Genomic DNA, 18037 nt, shown 5'->3' on the forward strand with positions numbered 1-18037 from the left:
AATGGATAGAAAAAGAGTAGGGCAGATTTTAAAAGAAGCAAGAGAAGCAAAAAAACTAGCAGTTAGAGATGTGGCTAAAGAAACAAAAATTTCTGTTAAGTTTATTTTAGCACTTGAAAATGAAGATTACGCGCAGTTCCCCGGAGAAACCTTTGCCTTGGGTTTTTTAAGAAACTATTCCGATTATTTAAAAACAGACACAGGTGCTTTAATCAATTTGTACAAGGGAGAAAAAATCGAAGAATCTCAGGTGCCTTTAGAAGAGTTGACTAAGCCAACAATTGCAGGGTTTGGCAGCTTTGATAAGTTTAGAGCAATTACCGTTCTTGGAACTCTTGCTGTACTATTTTCAGTTTATTTAATTTTTAAAGCATTTGAAGGAAACGATTCCAGTTTTGAAGACGAGCACTCAAGCGAGGTATCAAAAGAAAAAACTGAGTTGCCGAGAGATTTAACATTTGTTTCTCAGTCAGTCCCGGAAAATACGAGTGTGCCGTTTATATTAACTTCTGAAAGAGGAGTCAGTTTTAGCGTAAGCAATCAGCAATGCAATATATTTATTAAAAGCGCCAAAGAAAATTCTGACCCTTCTCAAAATAAAGCTGTGATAGGTTTTAATATTGCCTCCGATAGAAAAATCTATTCCTTTGAAACGAAAGTTGGAGATGAAACAGTTTTAACAAACAGTATTCCTGAGTTGTCAACTTTGCGAAGAGATATTCGAATCTTGACCCAAGCCATTACCGGTAAGTCCGCTAAATTGCTAATCACCTTGAGTGAAGAAAAAGCAGGTACCGTAAAAAAACCGGTAGGAGATGTTCCTATACAAGTTGCACTGTATTTTTTAAAATCCAGCTATTTAGAATATATTTTAGACGGGCAAATGGGAGAGAGAGGGCTTGTAGCTGCGGGGGAAGTTAGACAATTGGAAGCCAAGGACAGGTTGGAAATAAAAGTCGGAGACGGTGGGGCAGTTGAGATGGTACAAAATGGGAAAGATAAGGTAAGATTGGGAAAACCCGGTAAACTCGTAAAAAAAGTGTATTATAAAGCACCGAGCCTTTATGATAGTACTCAATACACTATAAAAGAGCTTGGTGAATAGTGAAAAGTTTGAAGAATAGAAAAATTTCTATTTCCAAGCCAAAGTTTTCTGATAATAAAAAATCTTTTTATATCACTACATTAGGATGTCCTAAAAATACTGCCGACTCAAGAAGTATGAGAGAGTCTCTAATCCGAGAAGGATTCTTCCCTGCGGATAATCCTGAAAATAGCAATTTTCATTTGATCAATAGTTGTACTTTCATTAAAGGGGCAACTAAGGAAACTATAGAAACTATTTTGGAAGCAGGAGAAATCAAAAAAAAAGAAAAGGATCAAAAATTAGTAGTGGTTGGTTGTTTTGCAGAGCGATACCCGGATGAAATTAAAAAAGAAATTCCCGAAGTCGATTATGTTTTTGGTACAGGGCAATACGACAAAGCAGGTCTATTACTAAAAGAAAAGTTTTCTAAAGACCTAAAGGTATTCACAAGATTTGAGGATGAATTATTTATTCGAGAGAGTGAAAGTGATGCACAAACCCCCCATGCATTTATAAAAATTTCTGATGGCTGCAATAGAGGGTGTAGTTTTTGTATCATTCCAAAATTGAGAGGTAGTTTTAGAGAAGTTTCTCTTTTTGAAATTTTGGAAGATTGCAAGAAAATGCTGAATAAGGGAGCCATAGAGCTTTGCTTGGTTTCTCAGGATTCGGTATTCTATGGGAAAAATACTGAAATTTTGATGGATACGATTCAAAAAATTACGGATTTGGACAAGCTGAAACTTCTTAGACTACTGTATTTATACCCTGATAAGAAGACCGAAAAACTTTTAGATTTGGTAATACAAAACGAAAAAATTGCACCTTACTTTGAATCTCCTATTCAACACGTATCTGATAAAATTTTAAAATCAATGAATCGTACTGGAAGCTATTCATTTTACAAAAATCTTTTTTTAAAAGCGAGACAAAAATCAGGATTGGAAATTCGCACATCTATAATACTCGGCTTTCCGGGTGAGACCACAGAAGACGTTGATCTGGTTTTAAAATTTATAGAAGAAGTCAAACCTGAAAAATTAGCATTATTTAGTTTCTCTCCTGAAGAAGATACACCTGCGTACAATCTACCAAGAAATATCTCCGGGAAAGAAGTGAGTCACAGAGTCAATCTTGTAAGAGATTTTCATTTGGAGATATTAAAAAAAATTCACCAAGAAAGAATTGGCAAGATATTTGATGCGATTGTGTCAGAAAAAGAAGATGAAAACTTTTTGGTAAGAAGATTTCAAGACGCACCAGAAATAGACGAAATAGTTTTTGTAGATAAGAAAGATTTAAAATTGGGGCAAATTGGAAAGGTTCGAATTGATTCATTTTCCGAATACGATATGGAAGGTACTTGGATACAATGAAGTTTGAAAAAGAATTGAACTTTCCGAATATTCTGACAGTTGTTCGCGTTTTGATTGTACCTTTTTTTATATATTTTCTATTTCAAGACGGTTTAGTTTATAGAGTGACTGCATTTTTATTTTTCGTTCTCGCTTCTCTAACTGACCTTATCGATGGGTATCTCGCAAGAAAGTGGAATCAAGAAACTGAGTTTGGAAAATTCTTAGACCCCCTAGCGGATAAGATTTTAGTGATCGGTAGCTTCATCACTTTTATTCTATTAGACGAGCAGATTGAGTTGTGGATGGTATTACTGATTATTTTTAGAGATATGCTGATTACTACGCTTAGGTTTTTGGCAATTCGTTTAAATAAATCTCTACGAACTACCATGATGGGAAAAGTAAAAACTACTTTTCAGATGACCGCAATTTTACTGCTTCTCATTTTCTTTATGTTGCTATCTATTCGAGAAAGAAATGCGATAAACTTAATTTTTGAAAATGGAAGGGCAAGCGGGCTTACGGTTTTTGAGATTGCGAACGATAATTTTTTTAATCTATACAATACTTTAAGTTCTGGTATTCAATTATCTATTTCTCAGTGTATTTTTCAAATAGCTACATTTGTCCCGTATTATGCAATGTTATTTACTACTTTTATCACAGTTTTGTCCGGGTTAAGATATTTAGTCACAAATTTAGAGTTATTAAAATTGCAAAATTTACTACAGGTATTGTTTAGAAAAAAATGAACTCTAAAGAAATCCTTTTTAAGGTTGTAGATAAAGAAAATCTTACAAAAAATGAGGCGTATGATTTTTTATCTCTTGTAATGAAAGGAGATTTCTCGGAAATTCTTCTGTCATCTTTTCTTACAGCCATGAAGTTCAAGGGAGAGGTTTCAGACGAGCTTTTTGGCTTTGCTAGGGCAATGAGAGACGCTGCGATTAAGCCAAAAAGGAAGTTTGATTTTGATTTTTTAGATACTTGCGGAACGGGTGGAGATGGTAAAAATTCGATAAATATATCTACATTGGCAGCACTTACCCTTGCATCTATGGGAGTGAAGGTTGCAAAGCACGGCAATCGCTCTGTTTCTTCTGTTTGCGGATCCAGTGATTTGTTGATTGAGTTAGGCTATAAAATGGACAAAACTCACGAAGAGGTCGAAGAAAATTTTTTGCGGTTTGGTTTTGTATTTTTGTTTGCACCATTTTGGCACCCTGCAATGAAGTTTGCTGCCAATGTGAGAAAAGAGTTAGGGTTTAGGACATTTTTTAACTTGATCGGTCCTCTGTGCAATCCATTTTCTGCACCTTACCAGATTGTTGGAGTCTATTCAAAAGAATACCTTGAAATTATAAGTAAGGTTTTAATTCAGTTGGAGTTGAAAAAATCCATAGTATGCCACTCTGAAGACGGATTTGATGAATTTTCAGTATTTCATCCTACACTATATTATCACTCTAATGGAAATGATTTATCAAAAGAAATATTTCACCCATCAGTGTTGAAGTTGAAAAATCTAAAAGAAGAAGAAATTTTCACTGATTCGAGAGAAAAATCGGTTAAAATGGTCAAAGAAATTCTTTTGGGAAAGATCAACACTGGTAGCTATGCTGTTGCTTTGAACGCAGGCGTATCACTTTATCTTATGGAAATAGTAAAATCTATTCCAGAAGGATTTGAAAGGGCTTTGTCTGAGATAGAGTGTGGCAAGATCAATGAATATTTTAGTAGAATTTTAAACGGGTAGAAAAACTAATCAATTTATAAGCCTAAAGGAGGCTTTTTTTATGCTAAACAATGAGTACTTTTTTCAGATAGGGGCAATACTTGCACAAGACAGTGGCGCAGACCCTAACAAATCAATATTTTCAACGTTAATTTTGATTCCGGTGATGTTTATTATCATGTATTTTTTGGTGATACGTCCTCAAAGAAAAGAAGAAAAAAAGAAAAAAGAAATGATTGCTAATCTAAAAAAAGGGGACTCGGTATTAACAACCTCCGGGATTTACGGTAAAATTGTAGAGTTCAAAGACAATAACGAAACTGTGGTTTTGAATATTGCCCAAGATACAAATGTTTTGTTTGCTGCTTCTTCTGTGATTAAAAAGAAATAGAGTGATGATTCGGATATTTTCTTTTCTTATTTGTTTTATTCTTTTGTTTTCTTCTTATCTGTATTCACAGGAAGGAGAAGATGATTTTTTAGATAAAGTCAGTGAAGAAAAGCCAAAGAAGGTTACCAAAAAAGAGAATCCGAAAAATAGTCCTCAACCAAAACGAAAAAGAAAAAAAAAGAAATCTATAAGTAAGACCAAAAATTCAATCAATAAAAAAAAGATAGAAAATACTTTAGAAAAATCTGAAAACAATAGTTCTGTTTCACCTCAAAAATACAGTGAGGGCGATTGGATCAACGAAGAGTTGGAAGTGAAATCAGATCGAATTGAAGGAATAGACCGGAAACCTGAAAATCTTTCAACTAATACAGAAAAGAAATCGACTGATTTCTCTTTTAACTCAGAAAATAAAACAACTATTTCTGTTACTGAACCGAAACCTATAGAGACCAAATCCTTATTAGAGAAATTCTTTGGATCTTTTTCTGATTATAAAAAGGTGCTAATCATTTTTGGTTTTATTATTGCATTTATTATTTATAGAATCAAAGTCGGGAAGAGTAAAGCAGGTGGGAGTTCTCCAAGAGGCTCTCCGAGAACTATCAGTAATTTCCGAAAAAAATAATAATTATATTTAGGAGTAAGTTTTGAAATCAACAGCGTGGATTATTTTACCTATCGTAATACTTATCGCATCCGGTATTGTATTGTATCCGAATTTTGCAGAAAGAGAGCTTGAACTTTTTATTAATCCAGAGTTCCATTCTCTTTCCAAAGAAACAAAAGAAAAGTATCTGCAAAATTTTGGAGAAAAGTGGAAGAAGGACTACAATAACAATGGAAGTCTTTCTATCTCCGTAGAGCCAACCTTGCAAAATTTACCATCTAACAATTTGATCATTGTTCGAGGGCGATTTATAACATCGGCAAAGATCAACCAAATTTCTCAGGAGAATTCAAAATTATTTTTAGAATCTAAAAATCGTCTTCGACCCACAGAAATCGAAAATTTTCTGAGGGGTGGAAAGCTCATGACTATAAAACTCGGTTTAGATTTACAGGGTGGGATGCGTGTCGTGATGAAAGGAGATTTTGAAAGTTATGCGGAAAAGCTAAGGGATATTTATTCCAAGGAAATTTCAGAGTTAGAAACTACAATTAATACTCCTTCCAAAACAGAAGATGAAAAGAAAAAAGCAAAAAATCGTCTTAATGAAATTAATGAATATTTTACGCTGAATGATTCCAGAAAACTAATAGAGCTTGAAAAAGCAAAACTGATTATAGACAATAGGCTGACTACTCAGAATTTAACTGAACCTCAGGTGAGAATTCAAAAAGATCAAGATTCGATTGAAGTATCTTTGCCGGGAGTTGCAAACTCTTCTCAAATTTTAGAAATTTTACAGAATACAGAAACTGTTGAATATAGACTCGAAGAGCCAAGGACTGAAAATAGTTTTGAAGCAGCGATCGAAAGGAATGAGCAAGAATTGGTCAATAAAGGGAAACGAGAAGATACAGAGATTATTCAACTGCAAAATCTTGTAAATTCCAGACAAGGAAAAAATTCGATAGATGACTTTCTTGAAAAAATGGAAGCTCGTTACAAGATTCCAAAAGACAAATACAAGCTATATACATACTGGGCAAGAGGAAGTAAACCCAATTCCCCTCTAATTCCCAGAAGGTTTGTAGTTTTAGAAAGAGCAATTGCCTTAAGTGGAAATGATTTAACAAATGCAAGACCTTCTTTTAATTCTAATAATTATGGCTGGACTGTATCCTTTTCTCTTACGGCTATGGGGGCTGAAAAGTTTTTTGATATAACCTCAAAAAATAAGGGCAGAAATTTAGCCATCGTGTGGGGTGATAAAGTAATTTCCAATCCTACTATAAACGAGCCGATTGCAGGAGGGCACGCTGAAATTTCTGGTAGTTTTAACCAAGAAGATGCAATACAATTATCCAATGTAATCAGTGAAGGCGCACTACCTATTCCATTATCTGTTTTAGAGATGAGGTTTATAGGCCCAACACTCGGTATTGAATCTATCGAAGTGGGGCTAAAATCTGTAGTTATCGGATTTTTACTCGTTATGATTTATATGCTTTTTTACTACAAGCTCGTAGGTATTGTAGCAGATATTGCTTTACTTGCCAATGTTATCATTATGGTCGGGCTACTGACTCTTATGGACTTTACTCTGACTCTGCCGGGTTTTGCCGGAGTCATATTGACTGTAGGTATGGCGGTAGATGCAAACGTAATTATTTATGAGAGAATTAAAGGTGAAATTCGTGCAGGTAAACCTATTTCTATTGCAGTGACTCATGGGTTTGAAAATGCTTTTTGGACAATATTTGATAGTAATATCACTACACTTATTTCTGGTATTCTAATGATTCGATTGGGAAACGGGCCGATTAAAGGATTTGCCATAACACTTTGTTGGGGGATTATTACTTCCATGTTTACATCTTTACTTTTGAGTAGGTTACTCCTTGATATATTAGTGAATAAGATTGGAGTTAAAAAACTAAGTATCGGGTTTAAAATGTTGGAGGGAAAAAATGATTAATTTTTCTAAAATAAAATTTGTTTCTATTTCGTTATCCATAGTATGTATTATTTTTGGATTTGCATATACTTTTCTGGTACATAAAGGATTTGCGCATTCATTAGATTTTAATGGAGGGCTTAGAACAGTCATCACTTTTGAAAAATCTATAACCAGATCCAATCTTGAAAAGTATTTTCAAGACAAGGACATTGAGGCTGTAATTATTTTATTAGATAAGGATAGAAATAATTTTCAGATTGATGTTGGACTTGGGGCTATTCCAAAAATAAAAGAATTGAACTTAGGATTCGTTTCACAACCCGATTTATCAAAAACCTCCAAGGAGAAAGAGAAGAAGTCCATAATTCCTCCGACTAAGGCTGAAATAAAAGATACGGGTGCAAATAAGAAACTTACTTCTATAGATGAATTGATTATTTTATTAAAAAGAGATTTTAAATTAACAGACGACGATGTTTTAAGTGCAGATCAAGTAGGTGCAATTGTAGGTGGAGAACTAACTTCTACAGGGATTACTTTGTTACTTTCTACTCTCGGGATAATAACTGTGTATTTGAGTTTTCGATTTCAGTTCAAATTTGCCTTAGCCGCTTCAGTTGCTTTGGTGCATGATCTTTTGTTTACTATTGCAATGATTGGATTTTTTCAAATCAAGCCAAGTATTCCGATTATTGCTGCATTATTGACACTGCTTGGATATTCTATCAATGATACGATTGTAATCTTTGACAGGATTAGAGAAAATGCCCACGGTAAATTAAAAGAATCCATTTCTTCTTTAATCAATATTTCTATCAATCAAACTTTAAGCAGGACAATCAACACTACTGTATCTACTTTGATTTCAGTAGTTGCACTCATATTTGGTGGGGCTGTTGAACTTTATGATTTTGCTTATGTGTTGACTTTTGGGATTATTATAGGAACCTATTCATCTATTTTTATTGCATCTCCTTTAGTTGAGATTTACGACACTATAGCTTCTAAAAGAGCCAGACTCTAAGAGAGTTTGAAAAATATTTATAATATAACCCATGAGATTGAGGAAGAGCTTGTTAAGCAATCTTTTTTGGCTATGGGTTATTCTTCCCCCAACCCACCCGTAGGGTGTGTTCTTTCTGATTTAGAAGGGAATATACTATCCAAAGGGCATACTCAAAAAACAGGCTTCGATCACGCTGAAATTTCTGCCTATAATAATTTTACAAAAACAGGTGTGTCGCATAACGTATTTGTCACCCTCGAACCCTGTACTCATACAGGTAAAACTCCTCCTTGTGCAGATACAATTTTAAAAAAAAGACCAGAATCTGTATTTTATGGATTGAAAGACCCAAACCCGCTTGTCGTGGATAGTAGTTTTGAAAAAAAATATTCAGATGAAAAAATTGATATATCTAAATCAGATGAAATACAAAAAATTGCAAAAGCCTATTTAAATGGATTTTTATCCAGAATTCATTTTGGACGACCGGCAGTTTTGGTAAAAATCGTCGAAACCAAGGAAGGATTTTTTGGGTCTCAAGATGAGTCTGTTAGAATTTCCTCTCCAGAGTCCGATAATATGAGCCAACTGTTAAGAGCCAAATTTGATGGAATTATAGTCGGTCCAAAAACTATTTCTATGGATAAGCCTTTATTAGATTTTCGTAAAATTAAAAGCCGAGAAAATAATTACAAAGTTACTCAAAATGAAAATTTGTTTTTTTCAAATCTTTTTTCTATTTCGGGGGATGATTCTGTAATCTCGTTTCATTCTGAAAATAGTGAAGATTATCAACCCTTTCGGATTTTTGTTTTAAGCCGAGAAGAAGAAGTGTCGGAAGATTTTCTTATCAAGCAATTTGAAATTAATGAAAAGCATAAATCTAAAAAAGCAATTTTTTTCCTGTTGGATAGTCGAAGGAAAAATATAAATTGCATATCCGAAAAAACGATTATAAATCTGAAAAAGTTGACTCTCCATGAAATCTTTCCAATCTCTGAAGAAGAAATTCCTTCGAAAATATTTGATTCCTTGAAAAAATTAGAATTAAATACTCTTATTGTAGAGGGTGGGAATTTGTTGTATAGGGCGTTCACAAAAAATTTATCTCGTTACGATTCGATCCTAAAAATTACGGGGAATTCAGTTTCTTTAAAGAAAGGAATCCTGCCCGAGTTGAATTACCAAAATACATGTAGAAATTTTCGAGCAGAGATTGGAAGAGATACTTGGGAGGTGTTTGGATGTTTACCGGAATCATAGAAGGAGTAGGTGAAGTTATAGAAAAATCTAAGAACGAAAGTGGAATTGATTTCTTAGTTAAAACAGGTTTAGATTTACGAGATTTGTACAGAGGAGACTCTGTCTCTGTGAATGGAGTTTGTCACACAATAGTAAATTTTTCTAAGAGAGATAAAACTTTTACTTTTTATTCATCGTTTAAAACTTTAGAAATCACCACAATGGGCTTATTGGAAAAAAAATCTATAGTGAATTTAGAAAGGGCGCTTCTCCCCACTTCTCGAATGGGTGGACATATTGTTCAGGGGCATGTCGATACAGTCGGAAAAATTTTTGATTCTAAATGGAAAGATAATGGCAAAGTGAAAAGTTTATGGATTCAACTTTCAAAAGAATTTGCTAAATATATTGTAGAAAGAGGAAGTATTTGCGTAGATGGGATTTCTCTAACTGTTGTAAATAAGAAAAAAAATACTTTTGAAATTCTTTTAATTCCAGAAACGATAAACAAAACAAACGCAAAATTTTGGGAGAAGGGAGTGTATGTAAATCTGGAATTGGATATCCTTGCAAGGTATATGGAGAATTTTTTTTTAAATCAATCCTTGTGGAAAAATTTTTTGCCAAAATTCTTTCGTTGAATGTATGGGCTTTGTTACCGGATAGAAATATATTTCATAATCCACGATTAGATTTTTAATTTGAAAATACACATCGTCAAATCTATGCTTCATCGACTCTATATCACATTCGTAGGAATATGTCAAAAAGGATTGGTGACTTAACCGATACAGTAAATCTCCTTTTTTTAAATAGCTTAAAATAATAAGCCTGACTTCTTCTAAAATTTCACCAGATCTGTATTCTCCCATTGCTGTAAAGTAGGGACCTAAATCTTGAATGTAAAAATTGGCAATGACTCCAGTTTTTTTTTCGTAAGAATACGAATTGATTTGTGATAAAAATAAATTTTCAAATTCTCCAAAAAAATTTCTATACTGCTTATCAATTTTACCCGGAAGGCAAAGGTAGTATCTATTGATTAAGGAATGGATCATCTCAACCGATTCTATATTCAGTTTGAAGCCTTTGTCTTCGATAAAGAAAATCTCAACTTTTGATTCTTTTAATGAAGAGGTAGAGTAGAATAGGTTGATATTTTTTTCACCAAAGGAATTGGCGTTCAATTGTTTTAAAAATATATCTTTATCAGAAATTTTATGAATAGATAAATGTTCTTCTTTATCAAGATTTTTGTTTATGAGATTGGAGAATTTTGAATTTTCTCCAAATTCAAATATTTGTTTTTTGTTTTCATAGATACAACCATATATGCAATTGGAAGTAAAAAAGAAATAGATTAGATTTTTTTGAAAATAGGATCTATAGGCATCGTTTGTAAACTGAATTAGGGAAAGACTATGGACCAAATTTTCTCTTTCCGAAAAATTTTGGAATTTTTTTTTCAGATTATAAGAATCCTTCAAGTGGTCTGTAGTCAATGAGTATTTCATTATTCTTATTATCGGTAGTCTGATTTGTGAATATTATCTCTTGAAGCAGTATTTTACTTGAATCTTAAAGGTCAAAATTTATCTTTTCATTAGTATTAAATTTCTAAAAAAGGTGGATTCCTGTTTTGATTTCTAAGCACCCAAATGATATGATGAGTTTGTCTCAATACCTCATCGAAGAGCAGTTAAAATTGCCTCACGCCAAAGGAGACTTTACTGCACTTATGAGCCATTTAGTCTATGCGGCAAAAATTGTTTCAAGAGAAGTCAGAAAGGCAGGACTATTGGAATATATCCTTGGGACTACTGGAGATACAAATGTTCAAGGAGAAGCAGTCATGAAATTGGATGAGTATGCAGACTCAATTTTTACCAATGCCATGAGAGTATGCGGTCACCTTTGTGTGTTGGCAAGTGAGGAGCAAGAATCCATTATAAAAATACCTGAAGGGTATTCAATTGGTAAATATACTTTTGCTTATGACCCATTGGACGGATCGTCCAATATAGACAGTAACGTATCTATTGGCACGATTTTTTCTATTCACGTAAGAAAGTCCCCCTCAGGAACTCCAGGAACGGAAGACGATTTATTGCAAAAGGGAGCCCTCCAGAGGTGTGCCGGCTACATCCTTTACGGCTCGTCCACTATGATGGTTTTGACGTTTGGTAATGGAGTGGTTGGGTTTACGTTAGACCCATCTTGTGGAGAATTTTTGCTTTCTCACCCTAATTTAAAAATGCCGGAGAATGGGAATATTTATTCAATCAATGAAGGAAATTATAATTATTGGTCGGATAAAATAAAAAATTATATTCGTTCCATTAAGAGCCTTGAGAATTCCAACAATCCTAAAACTCTTAGGTATATCGGATCACTTGTTGCTGATTTTCATAGAAATCTTTTGAAAGGTGGAGTATTTTTATACCCAGATGATATACACTCCAAGAAATACCCTCTAGGAAAACTCAGATTATTATATGAAGTCAATCCGATTGCGTTTATTGCAGAAGAGGCTGGGGGAATGGCTGTTACAGTAGATGGAGATAGAGTTTTAGATATTGAGCCTACAAGCCTTCATCAAAGATCCACATTGGTAGTCGGAAGTAAAAAAGAGGTGGAAGAGTTTATCCATATCACTAAAAATCTTCATTCTTAATTTGCTTACAATAAAATGTCGATACTTCTTACAAAAATTATTAAGAACTATTTTTTGCAATAAAGCCAGTGCTTCTTAAAACACAAACTCAAGAGAGTTTTCGTAAACTTTTTTTAGAGCTTGTAAATCCATTTTTAGGTTGAAATTTGGAATTGCAATTTCTTCCTTTTGGGTAACAACTCCTATGTGTTTCCAATCCAATTTGTGCTTTTCTGTAATGGACTGAATTTGACTTTCATTTTTAGAATGATAAGAAATAATTGCAGATGATGCTGACTCTCCAAATAGAGCCTCATCCAATCTGAAAGAATTCAAAAATTCAGAGAAATCCAATTCTAATCCTAAATTTTTCGGAAAAGATTTTTTTAATAGAGAAATTAGTAATCCGCCGAGAGAAAGATCTTTTGCAGAATTGATGAGCTTACTATTGTTTAGTTCTAAAATTAGATTTTGCAGGTTTAACTCATCTTCTAAATTGATTTCGGGAATAGCTCCTTCGATTTTATGAAAAAATGTGTGGAGGTATTCTGATCCGCCGAGTGTTGGTTTAAATTTTCCGATAAGTGCAATTTTTAAACCTGACTCTAAAAAGTAAGATTTTAAATGGTCTTTTACATTTGAAATCAGTCCTACCATTCCAATTGTAGGTGTTGGAAGTACAGGCCCATCGGGAGATTCATTGTAAAATGAAACATTTCCTCCTGTTACCGGCAGCTTTAGAAATCTACAGGCATCACCCATTCCTCTGATACATTCGGTGAACATGTAATAGTTTTCAGGAATATACGGATTCCCAAAATTCAAATTATTTGTAATTCCGATTGGACTTGCACCTGTTACTACTACATTCCGTGCGCTTTCGCATACCGCATGGATGGCTCCAAGGTAAGGGTTTAGATAGGTGTATCTGGAGTTGCAGTCTGTTGAAACTGCAATTCCTTTTTCTGTTCCGGGAACTTTATACAACCCACCGTCAAACCCTGGAGGTATAACTTTTCCAAGACCGACTTCAGTATCGTATTGTTCAAATAGGGGTTTTCGTGAACATATATTTAAGGAAGTTAAAATTTTTAATGTAGTTTTTTCGATTTCTTCCTTTTGAATATCTTGAATTTTACTTAAAGCAAGTTTAGATTTTTCATCTAAATAGGCAGGTCTTTTTGTTTCTCTTTTGTATCTTGGGGCACCTCCACCAAGAACTAAACTTTCTGCTGGGATTTCGGCTTTGATTATTCCGTCTTTTTTTACTCTTAGAAATTTATCATCAGTTACAAAACCAATTTGTACTACATTCAAATCCCATTTATGAAAAATTTCGATAAGCTCTCTTTCTTTCCCTTTTTTTGGGACTACAAGCATTCTTTCTTGGCTTTCGGATAGCATGGCTTCATAAGCATTCATCCCTGTCTCTCTATAGGGAACCTTATCCAAATCTATCTCCATCCCTGAGTTGCCTTTTGCAGACATTTCAGATGTAGAGCAAGAAATTCCAGCGGCCCCCATGTCTTGAATTCCTACGAGTAAATCTTTCTCGATTGCTTCAAGACTTGCCTCCAATAACAATTTTTCCATGAATGGATCCCCCACTTGCACGGCGGATCTTTTTTCTTCTGATTCTTTTGTTAAGTCTTTAGAAGCAAATGAAGCCCCGTGAATTCCGTCTCGACCGGTAGAAGCACCCACTATAAAAACAGAATTCCCGATTTCTCCTCCTGTGGTCGCTTTTGCCATTTTGTCAATTCTTGCAATCCCTACTGACATAGCGTTGACAAGAGGATTTTTTGAAAAAGATGAGTCAAAGAATAATTCTCCACCTCCAACTGCAATGCCAAGTGAATTCCCGTAATCTCCTATTCCTTTTACTGATTGGGATAATAAATGTTTATTCTTTTTGTCTGTAGGAAAACCAAACCTAAGTGAGTTTAGAGAAATAAATGGCCTTGCCCCCATTGTGAAAATATCTCTCATGATCCCACCCACACCTGTCGCTGCACCTTGGTAAGGCTCAATTGCAGTCGGATGATTATGGCTTTCAATTTTAAAAACTACAGCGAGTCCATCCCCAATAGAGAGCGCACCTGCATTTTCTTCTCCCGGTTTTGCAACTAATAGATCCGATTCGTTTGGTAGTGTCTTTAGTTGAAGAATAGAATTTTTATAAGAGCAATGCTCACTCCACATACCGGAAAATATACCGAGTTCTGTTGAGTTAGGAATCCTCTTTAATATATCTATAATCTTATTAAATTCTTCTTCTGTAATTCCATGCTCTATAGCGTCTTTTAGAGATACTTCACTTTTTTCCATATATTTACAATAAAAAAAAAATGCTCATTTTTATCTCTTATTTTACCATTTTTTTACATATAAATTCCTATTTTCTTATAAGTATTTTCGTGATTTCTAATTCCATGTATTTTTCTTTTTGACTTTCTTTGTCCTTTGAAAAATATTGAGTCTTAACGAACACTATAGGTGTTTTGATTGTATTCAATAGAAGACGTAAAAAGTATTACAGTAAATAAGGAGAATCAGAATGACAAAAGTTGCAATAAATGGATTTGGAAGAATTGGAAGGTTGGTGCTAAGAACAGGGGTTATGGATCCTGATTTGGAATTTGTTGCAATCAACGATCTTGTTCCACCGGACAATTTAGCGTATTTGTTCAAGTACGATTCTACCCATGGTACCTTTCAAGGAACTGTATCTCATGATGCAGATCATATTATTATAAATGGAAAAAAAATCCGATGCCTTGCAGAAAAAGAACCAGAGAAATTACCCTGGAAAGAAATGGGTGTTGACTATGTGATCGAATCTACAGGAAGATTTACAGACAGAGAAGGTGCATCCAAACATTTAAAAGCCGGCGCAAAAAAAGTAATTATTTCAGCTCCTGCAAAAGATAAGGATATTCCTACTTTTGTTTTAGGTGTGAATGAAGAAAAATACAACCCTTCTGTGGATAACATAGTGTCTAACGCATCTTGTACTACAAATTGTCTTGCACCGATTGTTAAAGTAATTTTAGATAATTTTGGTGTAGAAGAAGGCCTTATGACTACAATCCACGCTATGACTGCAACTCAGCCAACTGTAGATGGCCCTTCTAAAAAAGATTTTAGAGGCGGAAGAGGTGCAGCTCAAAATATTATTCCTTCATCTACAGGAGCCGCTAAAGCAGTTGGGCTTTGTATTCCTGAGGTAGCCGGAAAGCTAACAGGAATGTCTTTTAGAGTTCCTACACCGGATGTTAGTGTTGTGGATCTGACCGTAAGAACTACTAAGGAAACTTCTCTTGCAGATATAAAGAAAAAAATGAAAGAAGCGTCGGAAAGCAGCAAAATGAAAGGGATCCTAGGATATACGGAGGATATGGTTGTTTCCAATGATTTCACCAGCTCTCCTTTTTCTTCAATTTTTGATGCAGAAGCCTGTATCGAATTGAATTCTAAATTTTTTAAGTTAGTCAGTTGGTATGATAATGAAATGGGGTATTCTACAAGAGTGGTAGACCTTATTAAATATATGGTAAAGAAAGGATAATCAATGAATCTTCCCCGTATTGAAAATATTGATGTAAAAGGGAAAAGAGTTTTTCTAAGGGTTGATTTTAATGTACCCATGAAAGATGGGAAGGTAAGCGATTCAACCAGAATAGAAAAGACTATGCCAACGATTGAGATTTTGTTGAGCAAGGGAGCAAGACTCATCGTAGCGAGCCATCTCGGGAGACCCGATGGGAAGGTTGACCCCAAATATTCCATGAAACCGGTTTGTGATACTTTTCAAAGTATTTTGAAAAAAAGCGTAGCTTTTTCCGAAAAACTTGTCGGAGACGATGTTGTAAACTTGACTAATGGACTGAAAGACGGTGAAGTCCTAATGTTAGAAAATTTGAGATTTTCTAAGGAAGAAGAAGAAAATTCTCCTCAATTTTCCAAGCAGCTTTCAGAATTGGCAGATATTTACGTAAACGATGCTTTTGGAACAGCACACAGGGCGCACGCATCTACCGAAGGGATTACCCATTTTCTGCCAGCTTATGCAGGTACTCTTATGTACAAGGAGATTGTGTTTTTGACCGGACTATTTACAAAACCGGAAAGACCGTTTGTGGCAATTATTGGTGGAGCAAAAGTTTCTTCAAAAATTAAAATACTGAATCATTTGATTGGGAAGGTAGATGCTATTCTTATCGGTGGTGGTATGGCTTATACTTTTTTAAAATCCAGGGCTGTTCCTGTGGGGGCTTCATTAGTAGAAAAAGATTTTGAAGTTCAAGCCTACCAAATTATAGACAAGGCAGGAGTAGAGGGTGTTGATATTCAATTGCCTGTCGATCACGTAATTGGCGACAGTTTTTCTGAAAAAGCAAAATCGAAAACTGTAGATAAAATGGGAATCTTGGATGGTTGGATGGGAATGGATATTGGCCCAAACACGATTACTAATTTTGAGAAAATTATCAAAAATGCAGGTACAATTTTCTGGAATGGACCTATGGGCGTTTTTGAAATGGACAAGTTTGCAAATGGTACAATTTCGATTGCTAAGGCAGTAGCCAAGTCCAATGCAAATTCTGTAGTTGGTGGAGGGGATTCTATTTCAGCGATTCATAAGGCAGGGGTAGAAGATAAAATTACCCATATTTCTACAGGTGGTGGAGCGTCTTTAGAATTTATGGAAGGAAAAACCCTACCCGGAGTTGCAGCAATTTTAAAAAATACTATGGAGAAATAATTGATATGCGCACAAAAATTATTGCCGGAAATTGGAAGATGAATTTAAACCGGAAAGAAGTTGAAACTCTTTCTAAAGGAATTAAGGAAGGTTTTTCCGTGAAAAAATATTTTGAAAGAGCAATTGTTTTTCCAAGCTCAATCCATATTCCTAAAGTAACTGAAACACTTTCCGGTTCTGGTGTGGAGGTTGGAGTCCAAAATATTTATCCATCGAATCTTTCTGCATTTACAGGAGAAATTTCCACTGATCAAATTAAAGATTTTGGAATCAAATACGCTCTTATTGGTCATTCTGAGAGAAGACAATTTTTAAAAGAATCCAACGAATTTCTAAATATGAAACTTTTATTTTGCTTAAAAGAGGGAATTACGCCTATTTATTGCATTGGAGAAACTTTAGAAGAAAGAGAAAGCGGAAAAACTTTTGAAATACTAAAATCACAAATTGTTGAAGGGTTAAAAAATATTTCTCCCTCTGATTCGGTGAAATTAATCTTAGCTTATGAGCCAGTTTGGGCAATCGGTACAGGAAAGGTGGCATCCCCCGAGCAAGCTGAAGAAGCGCATGATTATATAAGAAAACAGATTTCTGAGATTTTTGGTCAAAGTCAGGCAGATTCTATTTCTATTTTATACGGTGGGTCTGTTAAACCGGATAATGTAAAAGCCCTTCTCGAAAAACCCAATATTGATGGTGGACTCGTAGGTGGAGCAAGTCAAAAGGTAGATTCATTTCTTGGACTCTTTTCAAATTGACGTAAGTAGTTAATTATTATTTTTGGTAAATTATGGGATTTCTTGTAGGCACAGTACTAACTCTTTTTATTATAACTTCACTATTTTTGATTTTTATGGTTCTAATGCAAGCCGGAAAAGGTGGAGGGGGCGGACTCTTAGGTGGAGGAGCAAGTCAGACAACCTTTGGGGCTTCTGGTGGAGATGTTTTAACTAAAATAACTCGCTACTCTGCAATTGCATTTATTTTATTGGCTTTCTTGCTTTCTTTTTTATTTGCAAAAAAGCAAGAGTCTATATTACCTGAGACTACCATAACTTCTGATCCGACATTAGTACCTCCTGTTGAATCAAAAGAACTGCCTAAATCGGCTACTCCTGAAGAGTCACCAAAAAACCCGGCAAATTCTAATCCTTTACCAAAGTGACACCAAGAGTAGAATACTAATATTGGTGGGATAGGACTCAGTTTTTTAAAAGGAATACTTTTTTTTTG

At 34.6% G+C, this 18037-nt stretch carries 17 protein-coding genes; 15 read left to right on the plus strand and 2 right to left on the minus strand.

Annotated features, from left to right (window positions below; translation table 11 throughout):
• The first annotated feature begins 1 nt into the window (after position 1).
• Genes HS129_04230 through HS129_04275 form a run of 10 tightly spaced genes read left to right on the plus strand, consistent with a single transcriptional unit; the run spans position 2 to position 10027 of the window.
• Positions 2–1105 carry a helix-turn-helix domain-containing protein gene (locus HS129_04230; protein MBE7411261.1) on the plus strand — a complete coding sequence of 368 codons (1104 nt, stop codon included), beginning with the start codon at positions 2–4 and terminating at the stop codon, positions 1103–1105.
• A gap of 29 nt (positions 1106–1134) precedes the next feature.
• Complete coding sequence (locus HS129_04235) at positions 1135–2463, plus strand: MiaB/RimO family radical SAM methylthiotransferase (GenBank protein ID MBE7411262.1); 1329 nt, start codon at positions 1135–1137, stop codon at positions 2461–2463.
• Entirely contained in the window at positions 2460–3197 is a 738-nt protein-coding gene (pgsA, locus tag HS129_04240; protein MBE7411263.1) for a CDP-diacylglycerol--glycerol-3-phosphate 3-phosphatidyltransferase, read from the plus strand. The genes HS129_04235 and pgsA overlap by 4 nt, the downstream gene beginning before the upstream one ends.
• Positions 3194–4201, plus strand: a complete 1008-nt coding sequence (gene trpD / locus HS129_04245; protein ID MBE7411264.1) for an anthranilate phosphoribosyltransferase — start codon at positions 3194–3196, stop codon at positions 4199–4201. The genes pgsA and trpD overlap by 4 nt, the downstream gene beginning before the upstream one ends.
• Positions 4202–4241: 40 nt before the next feature.
• Complete coding sequence (gene yajC, locus HS129_04250; protein ID MBE7411265.1) at positions 4242–4571, plus strand: preprotein translocase subunit YajC; 330 nt, start codon at positions 4242–4244, stop codon at positions 4569–4571.
• Positions 4572–4575: 4 nt separating this feature from the next.
• Positions 4576–5199, plus strand: a complete 624-nt coding sequence (locus HS129_04255) for a hypothetical protein (protein ID MBE7411266.1) — start codon at positions 4576–4578, stop codon at positions 5197–5199.
• A gap of 22 nt (positions 5200–5221) precedes the next feature.
• A complete protein-coding gene (gene secD / locus HS129_04260; protein ID MBE7411267.1) occupies positions 5222–7156 on the plus strand; it encodes a protein translocase subunit SecD in 1935 nt (644 codons plus the stop codon).
• Positions 7149–8162, plus strand: a complete 1014-nt coding sequence (secF, locus tag HS129_04265) for a protein translocase subunit SecF (GenBank protein MBE7411268.1) — start codon at positions 7149–7151, stop codon at positions 8160–8162. Before secD ends, secF begins: the two co-directional genes overlap by 8 nt.
• A gap of 6 nt (positions 8163–8168) precedes the next feature.
• Complete coding sequence (locus HS129_04270) at positions 8169–9407, plus strand: bifunctional diaminohydroxyphosphoribosylaminopyrimidine deaminase/5-amino-6-(5-phosphoribosylamino)uracil reductase (protein MBE7411269.1); 1239 nt, start codon at positions 8169–8171, stop codon at positions 9405–9407.
• A complete protein-coding gene (locus tag HS129_04275) occupies positions 9389–10027 on the plus strand; it encodes a riboflavin synthase (GenBank protein MBE7411270.1) in 639 nt (212 codons plus the stop codon). Before HS129_04270 ends, HS129_04275 begins: the two co-directional genes overlap by 19 nt.
• Here HS129_04275 and HS129_04280 read toward each other — a convergent pair.
• Entirely contained in the window at positions 9980–10900 is a 921-nt protein-coding gene (locus HS129_04280) for a hypothetical protein (protein MBE7411271.1), read from the minus strand. The genes HS129_04275 and HS129_04280 overlap by 48 nt on opposite strands.
• Before the next feature lie 152 nt (positions 10901–11052).
• Here HS129_04280 and fbp point away from each other — a divergent pair, with 152 nt between their 5' ends.
• Positions 11053–12060, plus strand: coding sequence for a class 1 fructose-bisphosphatase (gene fbp, locus HS129_04285; GenBank protein ID MBE7411272.1), 1008 nt, complete (start codon positions 11053–11055; stop codon positions 12058–12060).
• Positions 12061–12135: 75 nt separating this feature from the next.
• On the opposite strand, the gene purL is transcribed toward fbp, so the two are convergent.
• A complete protein-coding gene (purL, locus tag HS129_04290) occupies positions 12136–14367 on the minus strand; it encodes a phosphoribosylformylglycinamidine synthase subunit PurL (GenBank protein MBE7411273.1) in 2232 nt (743 codons plus the stop codon).
• 229 nt (positions 14368–14596) lie between these two features.
• On the opposite strand from purL, the gene gap reads away from it, so the two are divergent.
• From gap to secG, 4 genes are read left to right on the plus strand one after another with little or no spacing between them, the layout of a single operon-like run.
• Entirely contained in the window at positions 14597–15607 is a 1011-nt protein-coding gene (gene gap, locus HS129_04295) for a type I glyceraldehyde-3-phosphate dehydrogenase (protein MBE7411274.1), read from the plus strand.
• A gap of 3 nt (positions 15608–15610) precedes the next feature.
• A complete protein-coding gene (locus tag HS129_04300) occupies positions 15611–16804 on the plus strand; it encodes a phosphoglycerate kinase (protein MBE7411275.1) in 1194 nt (397 codons plus the stop codon).
• A 5-nt stretch (positions 16805–16809) separates the two neighbouring features.
• Positions 16810–17562 (plus strand): triose-phosphate isomerase, encoded by a 753-nt coding sequence (locus HS129_04305; protein ID MBE7411276.1) that lies wholly within the window; start codon positions 16810–16812, stop codon positions 17560–17562.
• Positions 17563–17594: 32 nt separating this feature from the next.
• A complete protein-coding gene (gene secG, locus HS129_04310; GenBank protein MBE7411277.1) occupies positions 17595–17969 on the plus strand; it encodes a preprotein translocase subunit SecG in 375 nt (124 codons plus the stop codon).
• The last annotated feature ends 68 nt before the right edge of the window (positions 17970–18037 follow it).

It is taken from the genome of Leptospiraceae bacterium, assembly GCA_015075105.1.
Lineage (GTDB): Bacteria > Spirochaetota > Leptospiria > Leptospirales > Leptospiraceae > JABWCC01.

What these genes read in the sequence shown, in the direction of transcription:
- pgsA (MBE7411263.1), top strand. Translation starts at nt 2,460, where the DNA reads ATGAAGTTTGAAAAAGAATTGAACTTTCCGAATATTCTGACAGTTGTT.
- yajC (MBE7411265.1), top strand. Translation starts at nt 4,242, where the DNA reads ATGCTAAACAATGAGTACTTTTTTCAGATAGGGGCAATACTTGCACAA.
- HS129_04255 (MBE7411266.1), top strand. Translation starts at nt 4,576, where the DNA reads ATGATTCGGATATTTTCTTTTCTTATTTGTTTTATTCTTTTGTTTTCT.
- HS129_04275 (MBE7411270.1), top strand. Translation starts at nt 9,389, where the DNA reads ATGTTTACCGGAATCATAGAAGGAGTAGGTGAAGTTATAGAAAAATCT.
- trpD (MBE7411264.1), top strand. Translation starts at nt 3,194, where the DNA reads ATGAACTCTAAAGAAATCCTTTTTAAGGTTGTAGATAAAGAAAATCTT.
- secG (MBE7411277.1), top strand. Translation starts at nt 17,595, where the DNA reads ATGGGATTTCTTGTAGGCACAGTACTAACTCTTTTTATTATAACTTCA.
- HS129_04230 (MBE7411261.1), top strand. Translation starts at nt 2, where the DNA reads ATGGATAGAAAAAGAGTAGGGCAGATTTTAAAAGAAGCAAGAGAAGCA.
- HS129_04305 (MBE7411276.1), top strand. Translation starts at nt 16,810, where the DNA reads ATGCGCACAAAAATTATTGCCGGAAATTGGAAGATGAATTTAAACCGG.
- HS129_04300 (MBE7411275.1), top strand. Translation starts at nt 15,611, where the DNA reads ATGAATCTTCCCCGTATTGAAAATATTGATGTAAAAGGGAAAAGAGTT.
- gap (MBE7411274.1), top strand. Translation starts at nt 14,597, where the DNA reads ATGACAAAAGTTGCAATAAATGGATTTGGAAGAATTGGAAGGTTGGTG.
- purL (MBE7411273.1), bottom strand. Translation starts at nt 14,367, where the DNA reads ATGGAAAAAAGTGAAGTATCTCTAAAAGACGCTATAGAGCATGGAATT.
- HS129_04280 (MBE7411271.1), bottom strand. Translation starts at nt 10,900, where the DNA reads ATGAAATACTCATTGACTACAGACCACTTGAAGGATTCTTATAATCTG.
- fbp (MBE7411272.1), top strand. Translation starts at nt 11,053, where the DNA reads ATGAGTTTGTCTCAATACCTCATCGAAGAGCAGTTAAAATTGCCTCAC.
- secF (MBE7411268.1), top strand. Translation starts at nt 7,149, where the DNA reads ATGATTAATTTTTCTAAAATAAAATTTGTTTCTATTTCGTTATCCATA.